Here is a 20,058-nt window from a genome sequence, read left to right on the forward strand (position 1 = left end):
ACGTTCGACTCTCGGGGCCTGAGGGTTCGACTCTCGGGGCCTGAGCGTTCGACTCGCGGGGTCTGGAGGTTCGACTCGCGCGAGGTCAGGTGGGGCGGCGGCGGGATTTGGCCAGCGAGCGGGCGCGGGCGACCAGGTCGTCGACCAGGTCGGAGTCCGCGAGCGGGGGAGTGGCGTCCGAGCAGCACGGTGGCTTGGTGCGCTTCTCGGTCAGCTTCGGGCGGACGCCCGCCAGCTCGTACAGCGCCTCGTAGAGGTCGCGACCGGGGTCGTCGTCGTGCGGACCGACGAGCAGGACCCACGCGGTGCGCGGGGACGGGAAGGCCACGACGACGCGGTCGGGCCCGCGGAGGTGCTTCACGCACAGGCGCGGCAGGGGTTCGGGACCGGTGACCCGGTAGCCGAGGGCCAGGCAGCCGCTGTGGGCGAGCTCGTCCAGGAACCGGTCGTAGGCGATGCGGGCGGCACCGCGCAGGCCGGCGGCCTGACCGGCCGCGACGGGCGTTTCGACGACGGTGATCAGCGAACTACGCGTCCTTCACCGCGGTGCAGCTGCTCCAGGCTGGTGGCGAGGTCGGCGCGGTCGAGCAGCGCCGCGTCGCTCAACCGCCGGTGCACCTCGTCCAGCAACCCGCGGCTCTTGCCCGCGCGCCTCAGGTCCGACACGACGTGCAGCACCTCGTGCAGCCGCTCGGCGTCCAGCAGCATCCGGGGTTCCTGGCTGTGGATGGCGAGCACGCCCTCGCGCGCCCACGCCTTGACCGTCTTCTCGGTCAGCTCCAGCAGCTCACCGGCCACCACCGGTCGCACCGGCGGCGCCTTGCGCAGGGCCTTCGCCACCACGCCGCGCAGCTTGCGCCGGCGCTCGTCGTCCTCGGACAAGCTCGACGCGACCTCTTCGATCTCCTCGATCTGGTCGAACAGGTCGCGGATCTGCGCAGCCTCGGTGGCGACGGACATGACGGGCCTCCTCGGGTTCACTACCGAGTATCGCCCGGTTTTTCGGTAGTAGCAACGGTGGCCCCGCACCGGGGTGCGGGGCCACCGAGGGTGAAGATCAGGACGAGAAGAACAACCCGCCCAGGCCGCGGTGCTTCCGGTGGCCGTAGTGGCCGCCGCCGTAGCCCCAACCCGGCTGCGGAGCCGGCTGCTGCACGTAGTGCACCTGCGCAGGAGGCGCGACCGGCGGCGGGGGCGGCGGAGCGGCCATCTGCTGCTCGAGCCGGGTGATGGCCTCCAGCTCGCCGTAGTCGAGGAAGACCCCGCGGCAGCCATCGCACTGCTCGATGTGCACGCCCATGCGGTCGAAGGTGCGCATGTTCGCATGACACTTGGGACACTGCATCGTGTGAGCCTCCTGCTCTTGACGCGATGGATTCGATATTAGCCGCGCCGAATGGGTTCGTGTGTCGACACGATCCGCGCGCACGCGTCGATCAGCGCTTCTTGGGCGTCGTTCAACTCGGTTCCGTCGCGCTCCGCAGCGGAAAGGGCACGCGCCGCCATCTGCACGACCAAAGCGCGCGCCGGGGCGTCCAGCACCGACCACGGGTCGGCCCGCGGCACGCCCGCGCCGCCCGCGTCCAGGTACGCCCCGAGCAGCCGGCCCCACGCCTGCGCGTCGAGCACGCCCGCCGCGTGCAGCGCGGCCGGCCGGGCCAGGTCCCACGCCGGGTCGCCCACGCCCAGGTCGTCCACGTCGATCAACCGGTACCCGTCCCGCCGCACGAGCTGGCCCAGGTGCCAGTCGCCGTGGATGAGGGTGGTCCCGCCCCCGTCGAACTCCGGCAACGTCGCGAACGCCCGGCGCACCAGGTCGGCGGCAGGCGTGTCCAGCGCCAGGTCGCGCACCGCCCGCCGCATCCGTGGCACGGCGCCCGCGGCCGGCACGGGCGGCGCGAAGTCCGCCGAGGTGAACCGGTGCAACGCGGCCAGCATTCGCCCGGCGGCCTCCATCGGCAGGTCCTCGGGCGCGCTCTGCGGCACGGGCGTGCCCATCGGCCACGCCGTCACGACCCGGCCGAGCACCACCGCGGGCGCCGACCGGGGCGCGAGCAGCAGCCCGCCCAGCCGCGGGTCGGCGGCCAGCCGGAGCCGGTCGGTGAGCAGGCCGAGGTCCGTGCCGCGCTCGTGCGCCTTGAGCACCACGTCGGCGACCCGGATCACGACGACGTCGCCGCGCACCGCGAGCACCTCGGGCGAGGCGTCGGCGGCCACCAGCGCCGCCATGCCCGCGATGAGATCGGAGTTCACCGGACCAGTGTGACCCGATTCGCGTGCAACCCCGCGCACCACTCGTTCGAGTGAAATAGCGGTCACGTCGACCGGCGCGTCCCGCGCATTCGTGTTCTTCTGGGCACTGAGCCACCCATCGGCCCCCGACTGCGGGCCCGGCCGGGCGGTCGGCTGCGAGCGCCGTCACAAAACCACACCTGCGGGTGGAACCGGCACACGTCGCGTCGTCCGCGTGAACAGGCTCCGAGGTGCCCCCGTTTTGACCCGTGGGAACCAGGCGGGGTATCTTTGGTACTCGTGCCCGACCCATGTCGGGCCGCTCCGCGTGCCTACGCGCCAGTGGTGCTGGAAAGCCGGCCGCGGTGACCTCCACGCGTAGGGGCATCCTGGGATGTCGCCTGCGGACCTGGGGCGCAGTGCACGCACTTTCGGCACCGCCGGAAGCGGCGACACGCCCGACCTCGGGTGCAGAGAGGGACCAAGTAAACAGGGCTCGTCGCCCACGCGGCGGGCACGTAAAGGGAAGAAGCAGCCGGCGTATGCCAACGATCCAGCAGCTGGTCCGCAAGGGCCGGCAGGACAAGGTCGCCAAGCAGAAGACCGCGGCGCTCAAGGGCAGCCCGCAGCGGCGCGGTGTGTGCACCCGCGTCTACACGACCACGCCCAAGAAGCCGAACTCGGCGCTGCGCAAGGTCGCCCGCGTGAAGCTGACGAGCGGTATCGAGGTCACGGCTTACATCCCCGGTGAGGGCCACAACCTCCAGGAGCACTCGATGGTGCTCGTGCGCGGCGGTCGTGTGAAGGACCTCCCCGGTGTCCGCTACAAGATCATCCGCGGTTCCCTCGACACGCAGGGCGTGAAGAACCGCAAGCAGGCTCGCAGCCGGTACGGCGCGAAGAAGGAGAAGAGCTGATGCCCCGCAAGGGACCGGCCCCGAAGCGGCCGCTGATCTCCGACCCGGTCTACAGCTCTCCGCTGGTGACCCAGCTCATCAACAAGGTGCTGGTCGACGGCAAGCGCTCCGTGGCCGAGCGGATCGTGTACGGCGCCCTCGAAGGCGCCCGCGAGAAGACCGGCACGGACCCGGTCGTCACGCTCAAGCGCGCCCTGGACAACGTCAAGCCCGCGCTCGAGGTGAAGTCCCGCCGCGTCGGTGGCGCCACCTACCAGGTGCCGGTCGAGGTCAAGCCCGGCCGCTCGACCACCCTCGCGCTGCGCTGGCTGATCACCTTCTCCCGGCAGCGCCGTGAGAAGACCATGATCGAGCGCCTGATGAACGAGCTGCTCGACGCGAGCAACGGCCTCGGCGCGAGCGTCAAGCGCCGCGAGGACACGCACAAGATGGCCGAGTCCAACAAGGCCTTCGCCCACTACCGCTGGTGATGTGACGCCCCGCTGGTCCCGAGAGGGCCGGCGGGGCTCTCCCAGCCCTAGTGAGCCTGCTACCAGCTAGCTCAAGACAGGGGAAGACACCCGTGGCACAGGACGTGCTCACCGACCTGGCCAAGGTCCGCAACATCGGGATCATGGCCCACATCGACGCGGGCAAGACCACGACGACCGAGCGGATCCTGTTCTACACCGGGATCAGCTACAAGATCGGCGAGGTCCACGACGGCGCCGCGGTCATGGACTGGATGGAGCAGGAGCAGGAGCGCGGCATCACGATCACGTCGGCCGCGACGACCTGCTTCTGGAAGAACCACCAGATCAACCTGATCGACACGCCGGGCCACGTCGACTTCACCGTCGAGGTGGAGCGCAACCTCCGCGTCCTCGACGGCGCCGTTGCCGTGTTCGACGGCAAGGAGGGCGTCGAGCCCCAGTCCGAGCAGGTCTGGCGCCAGGCGACCAAGTACGACGTCCCCCGCATCTGCTTCGTCAACAAGATGGACAAGCTGGGCGCGGACTTCTACTTCACCATCCGCACCATCTCCGAGCGCCTGGGCGCGAAGCCGCTGCCGATCCAGATCCCGATCGGCGCCGAGAGCGACTTCATCGGCGTCGTGGACCTGGTCGAGATGCGGGCGCTCACGTGGCGCGGTGAGGTCCAGAAGGGCGAGGACTACACCGTCGAGGAGATCCCCGCGGACCTGGTCGACAAGGCCAACGAGTACCGCGAGCAGCTCATCGAGGCCGTCGCCGAGACCGACGACGCCCTGATGGAGTCCTACCTCGGTGGCGAAGAGCTGACCGTCGAGCAGATCAAGAACGGCATCCGCAAGATCGTCTCCGACGGTTCCGCGTACCCGGTGCTGTGCGGCTCGGCGTTCAAGAACAAGGGCGTGCAGCCCATGCTCGACGCCGTGATCGACTTCCTGCCGTCGCCGCTGGACCTCCCGCCGGTCGAGGGCACGCTGCAGGACGGCGAGACGCCGGCCTTCCGCAAGCCCGAGAGCGCCGAGCCGTTCTCCGCGTTGGCGTTCAAGATCGCCGTGCACCCCTTCTTCGGCAAGCTGACCTACATCCGGGTGTACTCGGGTCGGGTCGCCTCCGGCACCCAGGTCATCAACTCGACCAAGGACCGCAAGGAGCGCATCGGGAAGATCTTCCAGATGCACGCCAACAAGGAGAACCCGGTCGACGAGGCCATCGCCGGTCACATCTACGCCGTGATCGGTCTGAAGGACACCACCACCGGTGAGACGCTGAGCGACCCGCAGGCGCCCATCGTGCTGGAGTCCATGACCTTCCCCGAGCCGGTCATCCAGGTGGCGATCGAGCCCAAGACGAAGGCCGACCAGGAGAAGCTGGGCACGGCGATCCAGAAGCTGGCCGAGGAGGACCCGACGTTCCGGGTCAACCTGGACCAGGAGACCGGCCAGACGATCATCGCCGGCATGGGCGAGCTCCACCTGGACATCCTGGTGGACCGCATGCGCCGCGAGTTCAAGGTCGAGGCCAACATCGGCAAGCCCCAGGTGGCGTACCGGGAGACGATCCGCCGCAAGGTGGAGAAGTACTCCTACACCCACAAGAAGCAGACCGGTGGCTCCGGCCAGTTCGCGAAGGTCCTCATCGACCTGGAGCCGCTGGAGAAGACCGAGGACGGCGCTCTCTACGAGTTCGTCAACGCGGTCACCGGTGGTCGCATCCCGCGGGAGTACATCCCGTCCGTGGACGCGGGCGCCCAGGACGCGATGCAGTACGGCGTGCTGGCGGGCTACCCGCTGGTGGGCGTCAAGGTGACGCTGGTCGACGGCGCCTACCACGAGGTCGACTCGTCGGAGATGGCGTTCAAGATCGCGGGCTCCATGGCGCTCAAGGAAGCCGCCCGGCAGGCGAGCCCGGCGATCCTCGAGCCGTTGATGGCCGTCGAGGTCACCACGCCCGAGGAGTACATGGGCGACGTGATCGGCGACTTGAACTCCCGCCGTGGCCAGATCCAGGCCATGGAAGAGCGCAGCGGCACCCGCGTCGTCAAGGCGCTGGTCCCGCTGTCGGAGATGTTCGGGTATGTCGGCGACCTGCGGTCCAAGACCCAGGGTCGCGCGAACTACTCGATGACCTTTGACTCCTACGCCGAGGTTCCCGCGAACGTCGCGAAGGAGATCATCGCGAAGGCGACGGGCGAGTAACCCCAACCGGAGCACCGCAGCACCACGCGGGCTCTCCGGGGGGATGCCCCGGGGTCCGCACAACCGACCCTGACGTGAAGTCCGGCGGGTGGGAACCCATCCGCCGGGCTAAGCAATAGAAGTCCAGGAGGACATTCCAGTGGCGAAGGCGAAGTTCGAGCGGACGAAGCCGCACGTCAACATCGGCACCATCGGTCACATCGACCACGGTAAGACGACGCTGACGGCTGCCATCTCCAAGGTCCTGCACGACAAGTACCCGGACCTGAACCCCTTCACGCCGTTCGACCAGATCGACAAGGCGCCGGAGGAGAAGCAGCGCGGCATCACGATCTCGATCGCGCACATCGAGTACCAGACCGACAAGCGCCACTACGCGCACGTCGACTGCCCCGGTCACGCCGACTACATCAAGAACATGATCACCGGTGCGGCGCAGATGGACGGCGCCATCCTGGTGGTCGCGGCGACCGACGGCCCGATGCCGCAGACCAAGGAGCACGTCCTCCTGGCCCGCCAGGTCGGTGTGCCCTACATCGTGGTCGCCCTGAACAAGGCCGACATGGTGGACGACGAGGAGATCCTGGAGCTCGTCGAGCTCGAGGTCCGCGAGCTGCTCTCCGAGTACGAGTTCCCCGGTGACGACCTGCCGGTCGTCCGCGTCTCCGCGCTGAAGGCGCTGGAGGGCGACGCCGAGTGGGGCGAGAAGCTCATCGGCCTCATGGACGCCGTGGACGAGAACATCCCGGAGCCCGAGCGCGAGGTCGACCGGCCGTTCCTGATGCCGGTCGAGGACGTGTTCACCATCACCGGTCGTGGCACCGTGGTGACCGGTCGCATCGAGCGCGGCATCATCAAGGTCAACGAAGAGGTCGAGATCGTCGGCATCAAGGAGACCTCGAAGAAGACGACGGTCACCTCGATCGAGATGTTCAAGAAGTTCCTCGACGAGGGTCGCGCCGGCGACAACGCGGCGCTGCTGCTGCGCGGCATCAAGCGCGAGGAGGTGGAGCGCGGCATGGTGATCGTGAAGCCGGGCACCACGACCCCGCACACCGAGTTCGAGGCGCAGGTCTACATCCTGTCGAAGGACGAGGGTGGCCGTCACACGCCGTTCTTCAACAACTACCGCCCGCAGTTCTACTTCCGCACGACCGACGTGACCGGCGTCGTGACCCTCCCCGAGGGCACCGAGATGGTCATGCCGGGCGACACCACGTCGATGGCCGTGAAGCTGATCCAGCCGATCGCCATGGACGAGGGCCTGCGGTTCGCCATCCGCGAGGGTGGCCGCACCGTCGGCGCGGGTTCGGTCACCAAGATCATCAAGTGACCTGGCTCTAAATCTCACCCCCCGATTTGGTCTGCGCACCCCGGTGTGCGACCATTGACGGGTTGCTCGTCGGGGCGGCCGGTTCGAGTTCTGGACTCGGCCGCCCCGCCACGAGTGGGGTTTGATCGAGCAAGACAATCCCACAGGTTTCATCAGTGGGACCGGTCTATGTGTTGGGGCGCGACACGCCCGACCGCGTGGACCGGGCACCGTGACACCGCTCGGTGTCAATCCTGAATAGGGGGCGGAGCGCGCCGGAGGTCCCGTGACCTCGTGCAAGGTGCCCGCACCGCAGCGGTACTAGAAGCAGAGGAACGGCAAGCCATCATGGCGGGACAGAAGATCCGCATCCGGCTCAAGGCCTACGACCACGAGGCGATCGACGCGTCCGCGCGCAAGATCGTCGAGACCGTGACGCGCACCGGCGCTCGGGTCGTCGGGCCTGTGCCGCTGCCCACTGAGAAGAACGTTTACTGCGTCATCCGCTCGCCGCACAAGTACAAGGACTCGCGCGAGCACTTCGAGATGCGCACGCACAAGCGTCTGATCGACATCCTCGACCCGACGCCGAAGACGGTGGACGCGCTCATGCGCATCGACCTGCCGGCGAGCGTCGACGTCAACATCCAGTAAGCGTTGGACGCGGCAGTGTTGATCCCATTTGGGGCGGAGAGTAACGAGACCCATGTCTGACAGGCAGGTTAAGGGCCTCCTGGGCACCAAGCTCGGCATGACTCAGGTCTTCGACGAGAACAACCGGATCGTTCCGGTGACCGTCGTCAAGGCCGAGCCGAACGTGGTCACCCAGGTTCGGACCCAGGAGAACGACGGCTACTCGGCCGTGCAGCTGGCCTTCGGCGCGATCGACCCGCGCAAGGTCAACAAGCCCGTTGCGGGCCACTACGCCAAGGCGGGCGTCACGCCCCGCCGCCACTTGGCGGAGCTGCGCACCACGGACGCGTCCGAGTACACGGTCGGCCAGGAAGTCACCGCCGAGGTCTTCGAGGCCGGCGCGGTGGTCGACGTGGTCGGCACCAGCAAGGGCAAGGGCACCGCGGGTGTCATGAAGCGCCACGGCTTCCGCGGCCTCGGCGCGAGCCACGGCACGCAGCGCAAGCACCGCTCGCCGGGTTCCATCGGCGGCTGCGCCACGCCCGGCCGCGTGTTCAAGGGCCTGCGGATGGCGGGCCGGATGGGCCACGTGCGGGTGACCACCCAGAACCTCAAGGTGCACCGCGTGGACGCCGAGTCCGGCCTCCTGCTGATCAAGGGCGCCGTGCCCGGCCCCAAGGGCGGCACCGTGTTCATCAAGACCGCTGCGAAGGGTGGTGCCTGATCATGACTTCCGTTGAGATCCGCACCCCGGCCGGCAAGGCGGACGGCTCCGTCGAGCTGCCCGCCGCCATCTTCGACGCGCAGGCGAACGTGGCGCTGCTGCACCAGGTCGTCGTGGCCCAGCTGGCCGCGGCCCGCCAGGGCACGCACGCGACCAAGACCCGCGGCGACGTCCGCGGCGGTGGCAAGAAGCCGTACCGGCAGAAGGGCACCGGCCGCGCCCGTCAGGGCTCGACCCGCGCGCCGCAGTTCGCCGGTGGTGGCGTCGTCCACGGCCCGCAGCCGCGTGACTACAGCCAGCGCACCCCCAAGAAGATGAAGGCCGCCGCCCTGCGTGGCGCCCTCTCCGACCGGGCGCGTGCCGGCCAGGTCCACGTGGTGACGAGCTTCGTCGAGGGCGACACGCCGTCGACCAAGTCGGCCCGCAAGGTGCTGGAGTCGGTGACCGAGGCCCGCCGCGTGCTGGCCGTGCTGCTGCGCACCGACGAGGTCTCGTGGGTCAGCCTGCGCAACCTGCCGCACGTGCACATCATCGCGCCGGACCAGCTGAACACGTACGACGTGCTGGTCAACGACGACGTGGTGTTCACCAAGGACGCGCTCGACGTGTTCCTCGCGAGCAAGTCCCAGCACGGGCAGGGTTCCGCCGAGGCCACGGCGTCGTCGTCCGAGACTGACGAGGAGGCCGCGAAGTGATCCCCGACCACCGGGACATCCTGCTCGCGCCGGTCATCTCCGAGAAGTCCTACGGGCTGCTCGAGGAGAACAAGTACACCTTCGTGGTGGCTCCCGGCTCGAACAAGACCCAGATCAAGATTGCCGTGGAGAAGGTCTTCGGCGTCAAGGTCGTCAGCGTCAACACGATCAACCGCCAGGGCAAGCGCAAGCGCACCCGGACGGGCTACGGCAAGCGCAAGGACACCAAGCGCGCCATCGTGACGCTGTCCGCCGAGAGCAAGCCGATCGAGATCTTCGGCGGCCCGGCCGCCTGATGACGACGAGGACTGCGTAGAGATGGGCATTCGCAAGTACAAGCCGACGACCCCCGGTCGTCGCGGTGCGAGCGTCTCCGACTTCGCCGAGATCACTCGGACGACGCCGGAGAAGTCGCTGATCCGCCCGCTGCACGGCCGTGGTGGTCGCAACGCGTCGGGCAAGATCACGACGCGGCACAAGGGTGGCGGTCACAAGCGGGCCTACCGCCTGATCGACTTCCGCCGCACCGACAAGGACGGCGTGCCGGCCAAGGTCGCGCACATCGAGTACGACCCCAACCGCACCGCGCGCATCGCGCTGCTGCACTACTTCGACGGCGAGAAGCGCTACATCATCGCCCCGTCGAAGCTGCAGCAGGGCGACGTCGTGGAGAACGGCCCCAAGGCCGACATCAAGCCGGGCAACAACCTGCCGCTGCGCAACATCCCCGTCGGCACGGTGGTCCACGCGATCGAGCTCCGCCCCGGCGGCGGCGCGAAGATCGCCCGCTCGGCCGGTGCCAGCGTGCAGCTCGTCGCGAAGGACGGCCCCTACGCCCAGCTGCGGATGCCCTCGGGCGAGATCCGCAACGTGGACGTCCGGTGCCGCGCCACGGTCGGCGAGGTCGGCAACGCCGAGCACCAGAACATCAACTGGGGCAAGGCCGGCCGCATGCGGTGGAAGGGCAAGAAGCCCACCGTCCGCGGTGTCGCCATGAACCCGGTGGACCACCCGCACGGTGGTGGTGAGGGCAAGACCTCCGGTGGTCGCCACCCGGTGAACCCGGCCGGCAAGCCCGAGGGTCGCACCCGCCGCCGCAAGCCAAGCGACAAGCTCATCGTCCGGCGTCGTCGCACCGGTAAGAAGCGCTGAGCAGGGAGGGAGTGAAGGATGCCTCGCAGCCTTAAGAAGGGCCCCTTCGTGGACGACCACCTGCTCAAGAAGGTGGACGTCCTCAACGAGTCGGGCAAGAAGACCGTCATCAAGACCTGGTCCCGCCGGTCGACGATCATCCCCGACATGTTGGGCCACACGATCGCGGTGCACGACGGCCGCAAGCACGTGCCGGTGTTCGTGACGGAGGCGATGGTCGGGCACAAGCTCGGCGAGTTCGCCCCGACCCGCACGTTCAAGGGCCACATCAAGGACGACCGGAAGTCGCGCCGTCGCTAGGCGACGAACTAGAGGAAGAGCAAGGGGAAGCAGCGATGAACGCCCGTAACGAAGCCGAAGCGCCGGAGTTCCCGCGCGCCGTGGCTCGGGCTCGCTACGTCCGTGACACGCCCATGAAGGTGCGTCGCGTCGTCGAGCTCATCAGGGGTCGTAGCGCCAGCGAGGCCCTGGCCGTGCTCCAGTTCGCGCCGCAGGCGGCATCTGAGCCGGTCCGCAAGGTGCTGCAGAGCGCCGTGGCCAACGCCGAGAACAACCTGTCCCTGGACCCCGACACCCTGTGGGTGTCGAAGGTCTACGTGGACGAGGGTCCGACCCTCAAGCGGTTCCGCCCGCGCGCCCAGGGCCGCGCCTACCGGATCCGCAAGCGGACGAGCCACATCACCGTCGAGGTGGAGAGCCGTCCGAAGAAGACCAGCGCGAAGGCCGGCGCTGACAGGAAGGGGGCTCGGTAGTGGGCCAGAAAATCAACCCGCACGGCTTCCGACTTGGTATCACCACGGACTGGAAGTCCCGCTGGTACGCCGACAAGCAGTACGCGGAGTACGTGGCGGAGGACGTCAAGATCCGCAAGCTGCTCTCGAAGGGCATGGAGCGGGCCGGCATCTCGAAGGTGGAGATCGAGCGCACCCGTGACCGGGTCCGCGTCGACATCCACACCGCCCGGCCGGGCATCGTCATCGGCCGCCGCGGCGCCGAGGCCGACCGCATCCGCGGTGAGCTGGAGAAGCTCACCAAGAAGCAGGTGCAGCTCAACATCCTCGAGGTGAAGAGCCCGGAGTCGGACGCCCAGCTCGTCGCGCAGGGCGTGGCCGAGCAGCTGTCCAACCGCGTGGCGTTCCGCCGCGCGATGCGCAAGGCCATCCAGTCGGCCATGCGCTCGCCCCAGGTCAAGGGCATCCGCGTGCAGTGCGGCGGTCGTCTCGGCGGTGCCGAGATGTCCCGCTCCGAGCACTACCGCGATGGCCGCGTGCCGCTGCACACGCTGCGTGCCGACATCGACTACGGCTTCTTCGAGGCCCGCACCACGTTCGGCCGGATCGGCGTGAAGGTGTGGATCTACAAGGGCGACATCGTCGGTGGCATCAGCGCCAAGCGCGAGCGTGACGCCGCTCCGGCGGCCGACCGCGCACCGCGCCGCGACCGCAACGAGCGCCCGAACCGGGCCCGTCGTTCGGGCGCGAGCGGCACCACCGCGACGAGCACCGAGGCCGGCCGGGCCGCTGCGGGCGACCAGGCCGCCGCACCGACCGAAGAGAAGACGGAGGGCTGAGTCGTGCTCATCCCGCGCAGGGTTAAGCACCGCAAGCAGCACCACCCCGGACGGTCCGGTGCTGCCAAGGGCGGCACGAGGGTCACCTTCGGCGAGTACGGCATCCAGGCTCTGGAGCCCGCCTACGTGACCAACCGGCAGATCGAGTCGGCTCGTATCGCGATCACCCGGCACATCCGCCGTGGTGGCAAGGTCTGGATCAACATCTTCCCGGACCGCCCGCTGACCAAGAAGCCGGCCGAGACCCGCATGGGTTCCGGTAAGGGTTCGCCGGAGTGGTGGGTGGCCAACATCAAGCCGGGTCGGGTGCTCTTCGAGATGAGCTTCCCGAACGAGGCTGTGGCCCGCGAGGCGCTGCGCCGCGCGATCCACAAGCTCCCGATGAAGTGCCGCATCGTTACGCGTGAGGGTGGTGAGTTCTGATGGCAGCGGGTACCACCGCTTCCGAGCTGCGTGAGCTCACCGAGGAAGAGCTCGTGCTGCGCCTGAGGGAGGCGAAGGAGGAGCTGTTCAACCTCCGCTTCCAGATGGCCACCGGGCAGCTCGACAACAACCGCCGCCTGCGCACGGTCCGGCACGAGATCGCCCGGATCTACACCGTGATGCGGGAGCGGGAGCTGGGCCTGTCGGCCTCTCCCGACGCGGTTTCCACTGGTGAGGGTGCGGCATGAGCGAGAACAACGAAGTGACCACCGAGGTTCGCAACGACCGCAAGGTCCGCGAGGGCTACGTCGTGTCCGACAAGATGGACAAGACGATCGTGGTGGCGGTCGAGGACCGCAAGAAGCACCGCCGGTACTCGAAGGTCATGCGCTCCACCACCAAGGTGAAGGCGCACGACGAGCAGAACACCGCCGGCGTCGGCGACCGCGTCCTGCTGATGGAGACGCGGCCGTTGTCGGCCACCAAGCGCTGGCGCCTCGTCGAGATCCTCGAGAAGGCCAAGTAGCCAGTCGTACGACCGAGCCCGTCAGGTCGGAAATCTGGCGGGCCAGGAATGGTCAAGGAGCAGGTAAGTGATCCAGCAGGAGTCGCGGCTGCGCGTCGCCGACAACACCGGTGCGAAGGAAATCCTCTGCATCCGTGTTCTCGGTGGCTCGGGCCGCCGCTACGCGGGCATCGGGGACATCATCGTCGCGACGGTGAAGCAGGCCATCCCGGGTGCCGGCGTCAAGAAGGGCGACGTCGTCAAGGCGGTCATCGTCCGCACCGTCAAGGAGAAGCGCCGTCCCGACGGCTCTTACATCCGGTTCGACGAGAACGCCGCGGTGCTCATCAAGAACGACAACGAGCCGCGGGGCACCCGCATCTTCGGCCCGGTCGGTCGTGAGCTGCGCGACAAGAAGTTCATGAAGATCATCTCGTTGGCGCCGGAGGTGCTCTGACCATGAAGGTGAAAAAGGGCGACACCGTCGTGGTTATCGCCGGCAAGGACAAGGGTGCTCGCGGCAAGGTCATCCAGGCTTACCCCGCTGAGAACCGCGTCCTGGTCGAGGGCGTCAACCGCATGAAGAAGCACACCCGGATCACGCAGACCGAGCGCGGCGCGCAGTCGGGCGGCATCGTGACCCAGGAGGCCCCCATCCACGTGTCCAACGTGATGGTGGTCGACTCGGACGGCAAGCCGACCCGTGTGGGCTACCGGACGAACGACGAGGGCAAGCGGGTCCGCATTTCCCGTCGTAACGGGAAGGACATCTGATGACCACCGTTGAGAAGACCATGCCGCGGCTGAAGGCCCGCTACCGCGAGGAGATCGTCGCCTCGCTGCGCGAGCAGTTCGAGTACGCCAACGTCATGCAGATCCCGGGCGTGGTGAAGGTCGTCGTCAACATGGGTGTCGGTGACGCCGCCCGCGACGGCAAGCTGATCGAGGGCGCCGTCAAGGACCTCTCGATCATCACCGGTCAGCGCCCCGAGGTCCGCCGGGCCCGCAAGTCCATCGCGCAGTTCAAGCTGCGCGAGGGCATGCCGATCGGCGCGCGCGTCACGCTGCGCGGCGACCGCATGTGGGAGTTCCTGGACCGCCTGCTGACGATCGCGCTGCCGCGTATCCGCGACTTCCGCGGTCTGTCGGGCAAGCAGTTCGACGGCAACGGCAACTACACGTTCGGCCTCAACGAGCAGTCGATGTTCCACGAGATCGACCCGGACGCCATCGACCGTCCCCGCGGTATGGACATCACCGTGGTCACGACCGCGACCAACGACGAAGAGGGCCGGGCGCTGCTGAAGCTCCTGGGCTTCCCGTTCAAGGAGAACTGATCATGGCCAAGAAGGCGCTGATCAACAAGGCCGCGGCCAAGCCGAAGTTCAAGGTGCGGGGTTACACCCGCTGCCAGCGTTGCGGTCGCCCGCACTCGGTGTTCCGCAAGTTCGGCCTGTGCCGGATCTGCCTCCGCGAGATGGCGCACCGGGGCGAGCTGCCCGGTGTGAACAAGTCCAGCTGGTAAGTCCGGCTCGGCGGCAGGTTTTTTGACTCATCACTTCGCTGTAGGCCCGTCCACGACCAGCCGGCCGCAAGACCGGCTCGGACCCTGGCTGGGGAACCGCAGCGAGAAAGGTTGACCAGGTCACCATGACGATGACCGACCCGATCGCAGACATGTTGACGCGTCTGCGGAACGCGAACTCGGCTTACCACGACAAGGTCGTGATGCCGCACTCGAAGTTGAAGGCCAACATCGCCGAGATCCTCAAGCGCGAGGGCTACATCGCGAGCTACCGCGATGAGCAGGGCGACGTGGCCAAGAACCTGGTTATCGAGCTGAAGTACGGCCCGAACCGGGAGCGCAGCATCGCCGGCCTCCGCCGCGTGTCGAAGCCCGGTCTGCGCGTGTACGCGAAGTCGACCAACCTGCCGAAGGTGCTGGGCGGTCTGGGCGTCGCGATCATTTCGACCTCTGGCGGTCTGATGACCGACCGCCAGGCCAACAAGTCGGGCGTGGGCGGAGAAGTCCTCGCCTACGTCTGGTGAGGAAGGGGGACTAGGCAATGTCGCGCATCGGAAAACTGCCGATCACCGTCCCCTCCGGGGTCGACGTGAACATCGACGGCCAGGCTGTGAGCGTCAAGGGGCCCAAGGGCACCCTGTCGCTCAACATCGCTGAGCCGATCATCATCGAGAAGGCCGACGACGGCACCCTCGAGGTGAAGCGCCCGAACGACGAGCGTCGCAGCCGGTCGCTGCACGGCCTGTCGCGCACCCTGGTGCAGAACATGGTCGTGGGTGTGACCCAGGGCTACGAGAAGAAGATGGAGATCCACGGCGTCGGTTACCGCGTGGCGCTCAAGGGCTCCGACCTGGAGTTCGCGCTGGGCTACAGCCACCCGGTGAAGGTGGAGGCCCCCGCGGGCATCACCTTCGCGGTGGAGACGCCGACCCGCTTCTCCGTGTCCGGCATCGACAAGCAGCTCGTGGGCGAGGTCGCCGCCAACATCCGCAAGCTCCGCAAGCCCGACCCGTACAAGGGCAAGGGCGTGCGGTACGCGGGCGAGAAGATCCGCCGCAAGGTCGGAAAGACGGGTAAGTGACATGAGCGAGACTGCAACGAAGTCCGTTTCTTCGGGGCGGAAGCCGGTGGGCAAGGACATCTCGACCACTCGCCGCATCGCCAAGACCCGCCGTCACTTCCGCCTCCGCAAGAAGGTCAGCGGCACGCCGGAGCGCCCGCGCCTGGTCGTGCACCGGTCGTCGAAGCACATCACCGTGCAGATCATCGACGACCTCGCCGGCCACACCCTGGCGGCGGCGTCCTCCGTGGAGGCGGACGTCCGGTCGATCGACGGCGACAAGAAGGCCCGTGCGGCGAAGGTCGGCCAGCTGGCCGCCGCCCGTGCCAAGGACGCCGGGATCACCAAGGTGGTCTTCGACCGCGGCGGCAACGCCTACCACGGTCGGATCGCCGCTCTGGCCGATGCCGCTCGCGAGGCGGGGCTGGAGTTCTGACAATGCACATGAACCGAATTGAGAGGGACGCCTGATGCCAGGACGCACGCGTCGCGAAGGCGGCGGGGGCGAGCGCGGAGAGCGCCGCGACCGCCGTGACGGTGGCCGCGGCGGAGCGGCCCAGGAGAAGACCCCGCACCTGGAGCGCGTGGTTGCGATCAACCGCGTCTCCAAGGTCGTGAAGGGTGGTCGTCGCTTCAGCTTCACCGCGCTGGTCGTGGTCGGCGACGGTGACGGCATGGTCGGTGTCGGTTACGGCAAGGCCAAGGAAGTTCCCGCGGCGATCGCCAAGGGTGTCGAGGAGGCGAAGAAGAACTTCTTCCGCGTCCCTCGCATCGCGGGCACGATCCCCCACCCGGTGCAGGGCGAGAAGGCGGCCGGTGTCGTGCTCCTGCGCCCGGCCTCGGCCGGTACCGGTGTCATCGCCGGTGGCGCGGTCCGCGCGGTGCTGGAGTGCGCCGGTGTCCACGACGTGCTGAGCAAGTCGCTGGGCTCCGACAACGCCATCAACATCGTGCACGCCACGGTGGCGGCCCTGAAGGGCCTCCAGCGTCCCGAGGAGGTGGCCGCCCGTCGCGGTCTGCCGCTCGAGGATGTGGCTCCCGCCGGCATGCTCCGTGCCCGTGCAGGGGCGGTGTGACCATGGCTCAGCTCAAGGTGACCCAGGTCAAGAGCAGCATCGGTACCAAGCACAACCACCGTGAGTCCCTCCGGACCCTGGGGTTGCGCAAGATCCGCCAGTCGGTGGTCCGCGAGGACACGCCGCAGGTTCGTGGCCTGATCCAGGCCGTGCGCCACCTGGTGGTCGTCGAGGAGGTCCAGTCGTGACCATCAAGATCCATGACCTGCGTCCGGCCCCCGGCGCCAAGACCGCGAAGACCCGTGTCGGTCGCGGTGAGGGCTCCAAGGGCAAGACGGCCGGTCGCGGTACGAAGGGCACCGGCGCGCGGAAGAACGTCTCCCCGCGCTTCGAGGGTGGCCAGATGCCGCTGCACATGCGCCTGCCGAAGCTGAAGGGCTTCCGCAACCCGTTCCGCACGGAGTACCAGGTCGTGAACGTGGGCGACATCGCCCGCCTGTTCCCGAACGGTGGCCGGGTGGACGTGGACGCCCTCATCAACGCGGGCCTGGTGCGCAAGAACGAGCTCGTGAAGGTCCTCGGCAACGGTGACCTGGACGGCGTGAAGGTCGACGTCGTGGCGAACAAGTTCTCCGGCAGCGCGGTCGAGAAGATCGCCGCCGCCGGTGGCACCACCACCGTGCTCTGACGCGCGAAGCACTGACGAACGGCCCCGGAGCCTCCCGCTCCGGGGCCGTTCGGCGTTCCCGGGTGGTTCCGCCCGGGTGCGTCGGGCCGGTCGGTTTTTGACGGTTGCCGGCTGGGCGGGGGTGTCTCGCCGGCGGTCGGACCGCTGCTGAGACGGCCGTTCGCGCAGGGCGTAAAAGCAGTTGGCGGCCGGGTTAGCGTGCCCCCATGTGGCTCGCGGTCTTCTTCGGCGCCTCGGTGCTGGTCGCACTGACGCCTGGCGCCAACAACCTCCTCGGCATGCACCACGGGGTCCACCACGGCCCGTTGCGGGCCGCTACGGCGCTCCTGGGCCGCCTTGCGGCCTTCTCCCTGATGGTCGGCGCGGTCGTGGCCGGGCTCGGGCCCGTGCTGGCGGCCAGCCACACCGCCCTGACGGTGATCAAGTGGGCCGGTGTCGCCTACCTCGTCTACCTGGCCGTGCGCATCCTGGTGACCGAGACCGGGGCGGCGGCAGCGCCGGTCGGGAAGGGCACCCCGCTGCGCAAGGAGTTCCTGGTGGCGATCACCAACCCCAAGGCGCTGCTGATCTTCACCGCGTTCGTGCCGCAGTTCGTCGACCCGGCCCGCGGGCCCATCCCGCTGCAGCTCGCGACCCTGGGCGCGGTCTACCTGGCGGCGGAAGCGCTGGCCGGCACGGCCTACGTGGCGCTCGGCGCCGGCATCCGCAGGGCCGGGCTGACGCGGCGGGCCAGGGCCCGGTTGGACAAGGGCACGGCGGCCGTCCTGCTGGGCATGGCGGGCCTGCTGGCCACGGGTCGAACTTGATCCATTCGGGGGCTTGCCGGCGGCCGTAGTCGATCGGGTACGAAGTGTGAGGGAAGACTGACTACGGCGATCGGCCAGGCGACTGTTAAAGTCGCGGGCTGAACCCGGATGCCCTCCGGGTCGGTCGCGGCTATCCGTCGCTTCCGCCACCGTCGGCGATGGGTCGACGGCATGTCCGCAAGACTGTGCCGGCAACACAGCCGGCACCGCAGGATGCCGACCCCAGTGGGGCGGCAACGCTGATGGAGGTTCGCGTGCTCGGCGCATTCCGCTCGGCTCTCGCGACGCCGGACCTACGCAAGAAGATCCTGTTCACACTCGGGATCGTCGTGGTGTACCGGTTGGGCGCCACCATGCCCGCGCCGGGCGTCTCCTTCAAGAACGTCAAACAGTGCGTCGAGCAGGTGGACCAGCAGGGGATCTACTCCCTGATCAACCTGTTCAGCGGTGGCGCGCTGCTGAACTTGTCGATCTTCGCGCTCGGCATCATGCCGTACATCACGGCGAGCATCATCATCCAGCTGCTCACCGTGGTCATCCCGCGGTTCGAGCAGCTGAAGAAGGAAGGGCAGGCGGGTCAGGGCAAGCTGACCCAGTACACCCGCTACCTGACCATCGCGCTCGCCGTCCTGCAGTCCACGGGCATCATCGCCCTGGCCGTGCGGGACCAGCTCTTCCAGAACTGCGACGTGCCCGTCATCCCCGACGAGAGCATCTTCAACCTGGTCGTCCTCGTGGTCACCATGACCGCCGGCACCAGCGTGATCATGTGGCTCGGTGAGATCATCACCGAGAAGGGGATCGGCAACGGCATGTCGCTGCTGATCTTCACCGGCATCGCGGCCCGCATCCCGATCGAGGGCAAGATCATCCTCGACCGCGGTGGCCTGACCTTCTTCCTGGTCTGCGTCGCGGCCCTGCTGATCATCGCGAGCGTCATCTACGTGGAGCAGGCCCAGCGCCGCATCCCGGTCCAGTACGCCAAGCGCATGATCGGTCGCCGGATGTACGGCGGCACGTCGACCTACCTGCCGCTCAAGGTGAACCAGGCCGGTGTCATCCCGGTCATCTTCGCCTCGTCGCTGCTGTACCTGCCCGACCTCATCTCCAGGCTGACCGCCTCCACCGACGGTTCCGCGCCTAACTGGTGGGAGAGCTTCGTCGCCACCCACCTGGTCAGCCAGTCGAGCCCGGTCCACATCGCGCTCTACTTCCTGCTGATCGTCTTCTTCACCTACTTCTACGTCGGCATCACGTTCAACCCGGACGAGCGTGCCGACGAGATGAAGAAGTTCGGCGGGTTCATCCCGGGCATCCGGCCGGGACGTCCCACCGCCGAGTACCTCCGCTTCGTGTTGGGGCGGATCACGCTGCCGGGCTCGCTCTACCTGGGCATCGTCGCCATCCTGCCGAACCTGTTCCTCGACCTCACCGGTCAGGGCCAGAACCAGAACTTCCCGTTCGGCGGCACGGCGGTGCTGATCATGGTCGGTGTCGGCCTCGACACCGTGAAGCAGATCGAGAGCCAGCTCATGCAGCGCAACTACGAAGGGTTCCTCCGCTAGTGCGACTCGTTCTCGTCGGCCCGCCCGGTGCGGGCAAGGGCACCCAGGCCAAAACGCTCAGCCGTGAGCTCGGCGTGCCGCACATCTCCACCGGGGACCTGTTCCGCGCCCACATCAGCGAGCAGACCGATCTCGGCAAGGAAGTCCAGGAGTACCTGGACTCGGGCGAGTTGGTGCCGGACGAGGTGACCAACGAGATGGTGCGCGTCCGGCTCTCGCAGCCGGACGCCGCCAACGGCTTCCTCCTCGACGGCTTCCCGCGCAACACCGCCCAGGCGGGCGTGCTGGGCGAGATGCTCGCGGCCGAGGGCCAGAAGCTGGACGCGGTGCTGGAGTTCCGGATCGACGAGGACGTCGTGGTCGAGCGGCTGCTCGCCCGGGGTCGCACGGACGACAAGGAAGACGTCATCCGGCACCGCCAGCAGGTGTACCGGACGGAGACCGCCCCGCTGCTCGACTACTACGCCGACATCGTCGTGAGCATCGACGCGGTGGGCGAGGTCGACGAGATCAGCGAGCGCGCCCTCCGCGCGCTGCGCGACCTGAAGTGAGCGGTGGACTTGTCGATGC

32 protein-coding genes are annotated in these 20,058 nt (G+C 68.2%); 28 read left to right on the forward strand and 4 right to left on the reverse strand.

Annotated features, from left to right (window positions below):
- Positions 1 to 85: 85 nt before the first annotated feature.
- From ACIQMJ_RS07970 to ACIQMJ_RS07985, 4 genes are all read right to left on the reverse strand, one after another.
- Positions 86 to 361 carry a hypothetical protein gene (locus ACIQMJ_RS07970; RefSeq protein ID WP_499760172.1) on the reverse strand — a complete coding sequence of 92 codons (276 nt, stop codon included), beginning with the start codon at positions 359 to 361 and terminating at the stop codon, positions 86 to 88.
- Between the two features lie 158 nt (positions 362 to 519).
- Complete coding sequence (locus tag ACIQMJ_RS07975) at positions 520 to 960, reverse strand: hypothetical protein (protein ID WP_499760173.1); 441 nt, start codon at positions 958 to 960, stop codon at positions 520 to 522.
- A gap of 97 nt (positions 961 to 1,057) precedes the next feature.
- Positions 1,058 to 1,345, reverse strand: coding sequence for a TFIIB-type zinc ribbon-containing protein (locus ACIQMJ_RS07980; RefSeq protein WP_499760174.1), 288 nt, complete (start codon positions 1,343 to 1,345; stop codon positions 1,058 to 1,060).
- 38 nt (positions 1,346 to 1,383) lie between these two features.
- A complete protein-coding gene (locus tag ACIQMJ_RS07985) occupies positions 1,384 to 2,253 on the reverse strand; it encodes a phosphotransferase family protein (RefSeq protein WP_499760175.1) in 870 nt (289 codons plus the stop codon).
- A gap of 521 nt (positions 2,254 to 2,774) precedes the next feature.
- On the opposite strand from ACIQMJ_RS07985, the gene rpsL reads away from it, so the two are divergent.
- The 28 genes from rpsL (at position 2,775) to ACIQMJ_RS08125 (ending at position 20,039) form a co-directional block, all read left to right on the forward strand.
- Positions 2,775 to 3,149: a 30S ribosomal protein S12 gene (gene rpsL, locus ACIQMJ_RS07990; RefSeq protein WP_030473471.1), complete on the forward strand. Its 375-nt coding sequence runs from the start codon at positions 2,775 to 2,777 to the stop codon at positions 3,147 to 3,149.
- Positions 3,149 to 3,619 carry a 30S ribosomal protein S7 gene (gene rpsG, locus ACIQMJ_RS07995; protein ID WP_073885923.1) on the forward strand — a complete coding sequence of 157 codons (471 nt, stop codon included), beginning with the start codon at positions 3,149 to 3,151 and terminating at the stop codon, positions 3,617 to 3,619. The genes rpsL and rpsG overlap by 1 nt, the downstream gene beginning before the upstream one ends.
- Positions 3,620 to 3,711: 92 nt before the next feature.
- Positions 3,712 to 5,814 carry an elongation factor G gene (gene fusA / locus ACIQMJ_RS08000; protein ID WP_499760176.1) on the forward strand — a complete coding sequence of 701 codons (2,103 nt, stop codon included), beginning with the start codon at positions 3,712 to 3,714 and terminating at the stop codon, positions 5,812 to 5,814.
- A 139-nt stretch (positions 5,815 to 5,953) separates the two neighbouring features.
- Entirely contained in the window at positions 5,954 to 7,147 is a 1,194-nt protein-coding gene (gene tuf, locus ACIQMJ_RS08005; RefSeq protein WP_141980301.1) for an elongation factor Tu, read from the forward strand.
- 327 nt (positions 7,148 to 7,474) lie between these two features.
- Positions 7,475 to 7,780: a 30S ribosomal protein S10 gene (rpsJ, locus tag ACIQMJ_RS08010; RefSeq protein ID WP_003938093.1), complete on the forward strand. Its 306-nt coding sequence runs from the start codon at positions 7,475 to 7,477 to the stop codon at positions 7,778 to 7,780.
- A gap of 52 nt (positions 7,781 to 7,832) precedes the next feature.
- Positions 7,833 to 8,483, forward strand: a complete 651-nt coding sequence (gene rplC / locus ACIQMJ_RS08015) for a 50S ribosomal protein L3 (RefSeq protein WP_141980302.1) — start codon at positions 7,833 to 7,835, stop codon at positions 8,481 to 8,483.
- 2 nt (positions 8,484 to 8,485) lie between these two features.
- Positions 8,486 to 9,178 (forward strand): 50S ribosomal protein L4, encoded by a 693-nt coding sequence (rplD, locus tag ACIQMJ_RS08020; protein ID WP_499760177.1) that lies wholly within the window; start codon positions 8,486 to 8,488, stop codon positions 9,176 to 9,178.
- A complete protein-coding gene (rplW, locus tag ACIQMJ_RS08025; protein ID WP_073885918.1) occupies positions 9,175 to 9,474 on the forward strand; it encodes a 50S ribosomal protein L23 in 300 nt (99 codons plus the stop codon). The genes rplD and rplW overlap by 4 nt, the downstream gene beginning before the upstream one ends.
- A gap of 22 nt (positions 9,475 to 9,496) precedes the next feature.
- Positions 9,497 to 10,330, forward strand: a complete 834-nt coding sequence (gene rplB, locus ACIQMJ_RS08030; protein WP_141980304.1) for a 50S ribosomal protein L2 — start codon at positions 9,497 to 9,499, stop codon at positions 10,328 to 10,330.
- An 18-nt stretch (positions 10,331 to 10,348) separates the two neighbouring features.
- Positions 10,349 to 10,630: a 30S ribosomal protein S19 gene (rpsS, locus tag ACIQMJ_RS08035; RefSeq protein WP_015105260.1), complete on the forward strand. Its 282-nt coding sequence runs from the start codon at positions 10,349 to 10,351 to the stop codon at positions 10,628 to 10,630.
- A 35-nt stretch (positions 10,631 to 10,665) separates the two neighbouring features.
- The gene (rplV, locus tag ACIQMJ_RS08040; protein ID WP_053715232.1) at positions 10,666 to 11,082 is read left to right on the forward strand and encodes a 50S ribosomal protein L22; all 417 of its coding nucleotides are present in this window, start codon (positions 10,666 to 10,668) and stop codon (positions 11,080 to 11,082) included.
- A complete protein-coding gene (gene rpsC / locus ACIQMJ_RS08045; RefSeq protein ID WP_367134832.1) occupies positions 11,082 to 11,900 on the forward strand; it encodes a 30S ribosomal protein S3 in 819 nt (272 codons plus the stop codon). The genes rplV and rpsC overlap by 1 nt, the downstream gene beginning before the upstream one ends.
- A gap of 3 nt (positions 11,901 to 11,903) precedes the next feature.
- Positions 11,904 to 12,323 (forward strand): 50S ribosomal protein L16, encoded by a 420-nt coding sequence (gene rplP / locus ACIQMJ_RS08050; protein ID WP_053715230.1) that lies wholly within the window; start codon positions 11,904 to 11,906, stop codon positions 12,321 to 12,323.
- Positions 12,323 to 12,571: a 50S ribosomal protein L29 gene (gene rpmC / locus ACIQMJ_RS08055; protein ID WP_033428581.1), complete on the forward strand. Its 249-nt coding sequence runs from the start codon at positions 12,323 to 12,325 to the stop codon at positions 12,569 to 12,571. The genes rplP and rpmC overlap by 1 nt, the downstream gene beginning before the upstream one ends.
- The gene (gene rpsQ / locus ACIQMJ_RS08060) at positions 12,568 to 12,849 is read left to right on the forward strand and encodes a 30S ribosomal protein S17 (RefSeq protein ID WP_499760178.1); all 282 of its coding nucleotides are present in this window, start codon (positions 12,568 to 12,570) and stop codon (positions 12,847 to 12,849) included. Before rpmC ends, rpsQ begins: the two co-directional genes overlap by 4 nt.
- A 67-nt stretch (positions 12,850 to 12,916) precedes the next feature.
- Positions 12,917 to 13,285 carry a 50S ribosomal protein L14 gene (rplN, locus tag ACIQMJ_RS08065; protein ID WP_033436721.1) on the forward strand — a complete coding sequence of 123 codons (369 nt, stop codon included), beginning with the start codon at positions 12,917 to 12,919 and terminating at the stop codon, positions 13,283 to 13,285.
- A 2-nt stretch (positions 13,286 to 13,287) separates the two neighbouring features.
- Positions 13,288 to 13,602 (forward strand): 50S ribosomal protein L24, encoded by a 315-nt coding sequence (rplX, locus tag ACIQMJ_RS08070; RefSeq protein WP_073885913.1) that lies wholly within the window; start codon positions 13,288 to 13,290, stop codon positions 13,600 to 13,602.
- Positions 13,602 to 14,165, forward strand: a complete 564-nt coding sequence (rplE, locus tag ACIQMJ_RS08075; protein ID WP_499760179.1) for a 50S ribosomal protein L5 — start codon at positions 13,602 to 13,604, stop codon at positions 14,163 to 14,165. Before rplX ends, rplE begins: the two co-directional genes overlap by 1 nt.
- A gap of 2 nt (positions 14,166 to 14,167) precedes the next feature.
- Positions 14,168 to 14,353, forward strand: coding sequence for a type Z 30S ribosomal protein S14 (locus ACIQMJ_RS08080; protein WP_033436724.1), 186 nt, complete (start codon positions 14,168 to 14,170; stop codon positions 14,351 to 14,353).
- 125 nt (positions 14,354 to 14,478) lie between these two features.
- On the forward strand, positions 14,479 to 14,877 hold the full coding sequence (rpsH, locus tag ACIQMJ_RS08085) for a 30S ribosomal protein S8 (RefSeq protein ID WP_033428586.1): 399 nt from the start codon (positions 14,479 to 14,481) through the stop codon (positions 14,875 to 14,877).
- Between the two features lie 17 nt (positions 14,878 to 14,894).
- The gene (gene rplF, locus ACIQMJ_RS08090) at positions 14,895 to 15,434 is read left to right on the forward strand and encodes a 50S ribosomal protein L6 (RefSeq protein ID WP_461123237.1); all 540 of its coding nucleotides are present in this window, start codon (positions 14,895 to 14,897) and stop codon (positions 15,432 to 15,434) included.
- Position 15,435: 1 nt separating this feature from the next.
- Entirely contained in the window at positions 15,436 to 15,849 is a 414-nt protein-coding gene (rplR, locus tag ACIQMJ_RS08095; protein WP_499760180.1) for a 50S ribosomal protein L18, read from the forward strand.
- 34 nt (positions 15,850 to 15,883) lie between these two features.
- Complete coding sequence (gene rpsE, locus ACIQMJ_RS08100) at positions 15,884 to 16,489, forward strand: 30S ribosomal protein S5 (RefSeq protein WP_015105247.1); 606 nt, start codon at positions 15,884 to 15,886, stop codon at positions 16,487 to 16,489.
- Between the two features lie 2 nt (positions 16,490 to 16,491).
- The gene (gene rpmD / locus ACIQMJ_RS08105; RefSeq protein WP_141980311.1) at positions 16,492 to 16,677 is read left to right on the forward strand and encodes a 50S ribosomal protein L30; all 186 of its coding nucleotides are present in this window, start codon (positions 16,492 to 16,494) and stop codon (positions 16,675 to 16,677) included.
- Positions 16,674 to 17,117 (forward strand): 50S ribosomal protein L15, encoded by a 444-nt coding sequence (gene rplO / locus ACIQMJ_RS08110; RefSeq protein WP_037329521.1) that lies wholly within the window; start codon positions 16,674 to 16,676, stop codon positions 17,115 to 17,117. Before rpmD ends, rplO begins: the two co-directional genes overlap by 4 nt.
- Positions 17,118 to 17,323: 206 nt before the next feature.
- The gene (locus ACIQMJ_RS08115; RefSeq protein ID WP_499760181.1) at positions 17,324 to 17,923 is read left to right on the forward strand and encodes a LysE family translocator; all 600 of its coding nucleotides are present in this window, start codon (positions 17,324 to 17,326) and stop codon (positions 17,921 to 17,923) included.
- Between the two features lie 254 nt (positions 17,924 to 18,177).
- Positions 18,178 to 19,488 carry a preprotein translocase subunit SecY gene (secY, locus tag ACIQMJ_RS08120; RefSeq protein ID WP_141980313.1) on the forward strand — a complete coding sequence of 437 codons (1,311 nt, stop codon included), beginning with the start codon at positions 18,178 to 18,180 and terminating at the stop codon, positions 19,486 to 19,488.
- Positions 19,488 to 20,039, forward strand: coding sequence for an adenylate kinase (locus ACIQMJ_RS08125; RefSeq protein ID WP_123745283.1), 552 nt, complete (start codon positions 19,488 to 19,490; stop codon positions 20,037 to 20,039). The genes secY and ACIQMJ_RS08125 overlap by 1 nt, the downstream gene beginning before the upstream one ends.
- The last annotated feature ends 19 nt before the right edge of the window (positions 20,040 to 20,058 follow it).

The sequence above is a fragment of the Actinosynnema sp. NPDC091369 genome (assembly GCF_044757065.1).
Lineage (GTDB): Bacteria > Actinomycetota > Actinomycetes > Mycobacteriales > Pseudonocardiaceae > Actinosynnema.

Coding starts and splice junctions, on each gene's coding strand:
- rpsH (WP_033428586.1), top strand. CDS start 14,479: ATGACGATGACCGACCCGATCGCAGACATGTTGACGCGTCTGCGGAAC.
- rplD (WP_499760177.1), top strand. CDS start 8,486: ATGACTTCCGTTGAGATCCGCACCCCGGCCGGCAAGGCGGACGGCTCC.
- rpmC (WP_033428581.1), top strand. CDS start 12,323: ATGGCAGCGGGTACCACCGCTTCCGAGCTGCGTGAGCTCACCGAGGAA.
- rpsE (WP_015105247.1), top strand. CDS start 15,884: ATGCCAGGACGCACGCGTCGCGAAGGCGGCGGGGGCGAGCGCGGAGAG.
- ACIQMJ_RS07980 (WP_499760174.1), bottom strand. CDS start 1,345: ATGCAGTGTCCCAAGTGTCATGCGAACATGCGCACCTTCGACCGCATG.
- rpsG (WP_073885923.1), top strand. CDS start 3,149: ATGCCCCGCAAGGGACCGGCCCCGAAGCGGCCGCTGATCTCCGACCCG.
- rpsL (WP_030473471.1), top strand. CDS start 2,775: ATGCCAACGATCCAGCAGCTGGTCCGCAAGGGCCGGCAGGACAAGGTC.
- ACIQMJ_RS08080 (WP_033436724.1), top strand. CDS start 14,168: ATGGCCAAGAAGGCGCTGATCAACAAGGCCGCGGCCAAGCCGAAGTTC.
- rplB (WP_141980304.1), top strand. CDS start 9,497: ATGGGCATTCGCAAGTACAAGCCGACGACCCCCGGTCGTCGCGGTGCG.
- rpmD (WP_141980311.1), top strand. CDS start 16,492: ATGGCTCAGCTCAAGGTGACCCAGGTCAAGAGCAGCATCGGTACCAAG.
- ACIQMJ_RS08115 (WP_499760181.1), top strand. CDS start 17,324: ATGTGGCTCGCGGTCTTCTTCGGCGCCTCGGTGCTGGTCGCACTGACG.
- rpsJ (WP_003938093.1), top strand. CDS start 7,475: ATGGCGGGACAGAAGATCCGCATCCGGCTCAAGGCCTACGACCACGAG.
- rplV (WP_053715232.1), top strand. CDS start 10,666: ATGAACGCCCGTAACGAAGCCGAAGCGCCGGAGTTCCCGCGCGCCGTG.
- rplF (WP_461123237.1), top strand. CDS start 14,895: ATGTCGCGCATCGGAAAACTGCCGATCACCGTCCCCTCCGGGGTCGAC.
- rpsS (WP_015105260.1), top strand. CDS start 10,349: ATGCCTCGCAGCCTTAAGAAGGGCCCCTTCGTGGACGACCACCTGCTC.
- rplR (WP_499760180.1), top strand. CDS start 15,436: ATGAGCGAGACTGCAACGAAGTCCGTTTCTTCGGGGCGGAAGCCGGTG.
- rplX (WP_073885913.1), top strand. CDS start 13,288: ATGAAGGTGAAAAAGGGCGACACCGTCGTGGTTATCGCCGGCAAGGAC.
- rplC (WP_141980302.1), top strand. CDS start 7,833: ATGTCTGACAGGCAGGTTAAGGGCCTCCTGGGCACCAAGCTCGGCATG.
- rplE (WP_499760179.1), top strand. CDS start 13,602: ATGACCACCGTTGAGAAGACCATGCCGCGGCTGAAGGCCCGCTACCGC.
- rpsQ (WP_499760178.1), top strand. CDS start 12,568: ATGAGCGAGAACAACGAAGTGACCACCGAGGTTCGCAACGACCGCAAG.
- ACIQMJ_RS07975 (WP_499760173.1), bottom strand. CDS start 960: ATGTCCGTCGCCACCGAGGCTGCGCAGATCCGCGACCTGTTCGACCAG.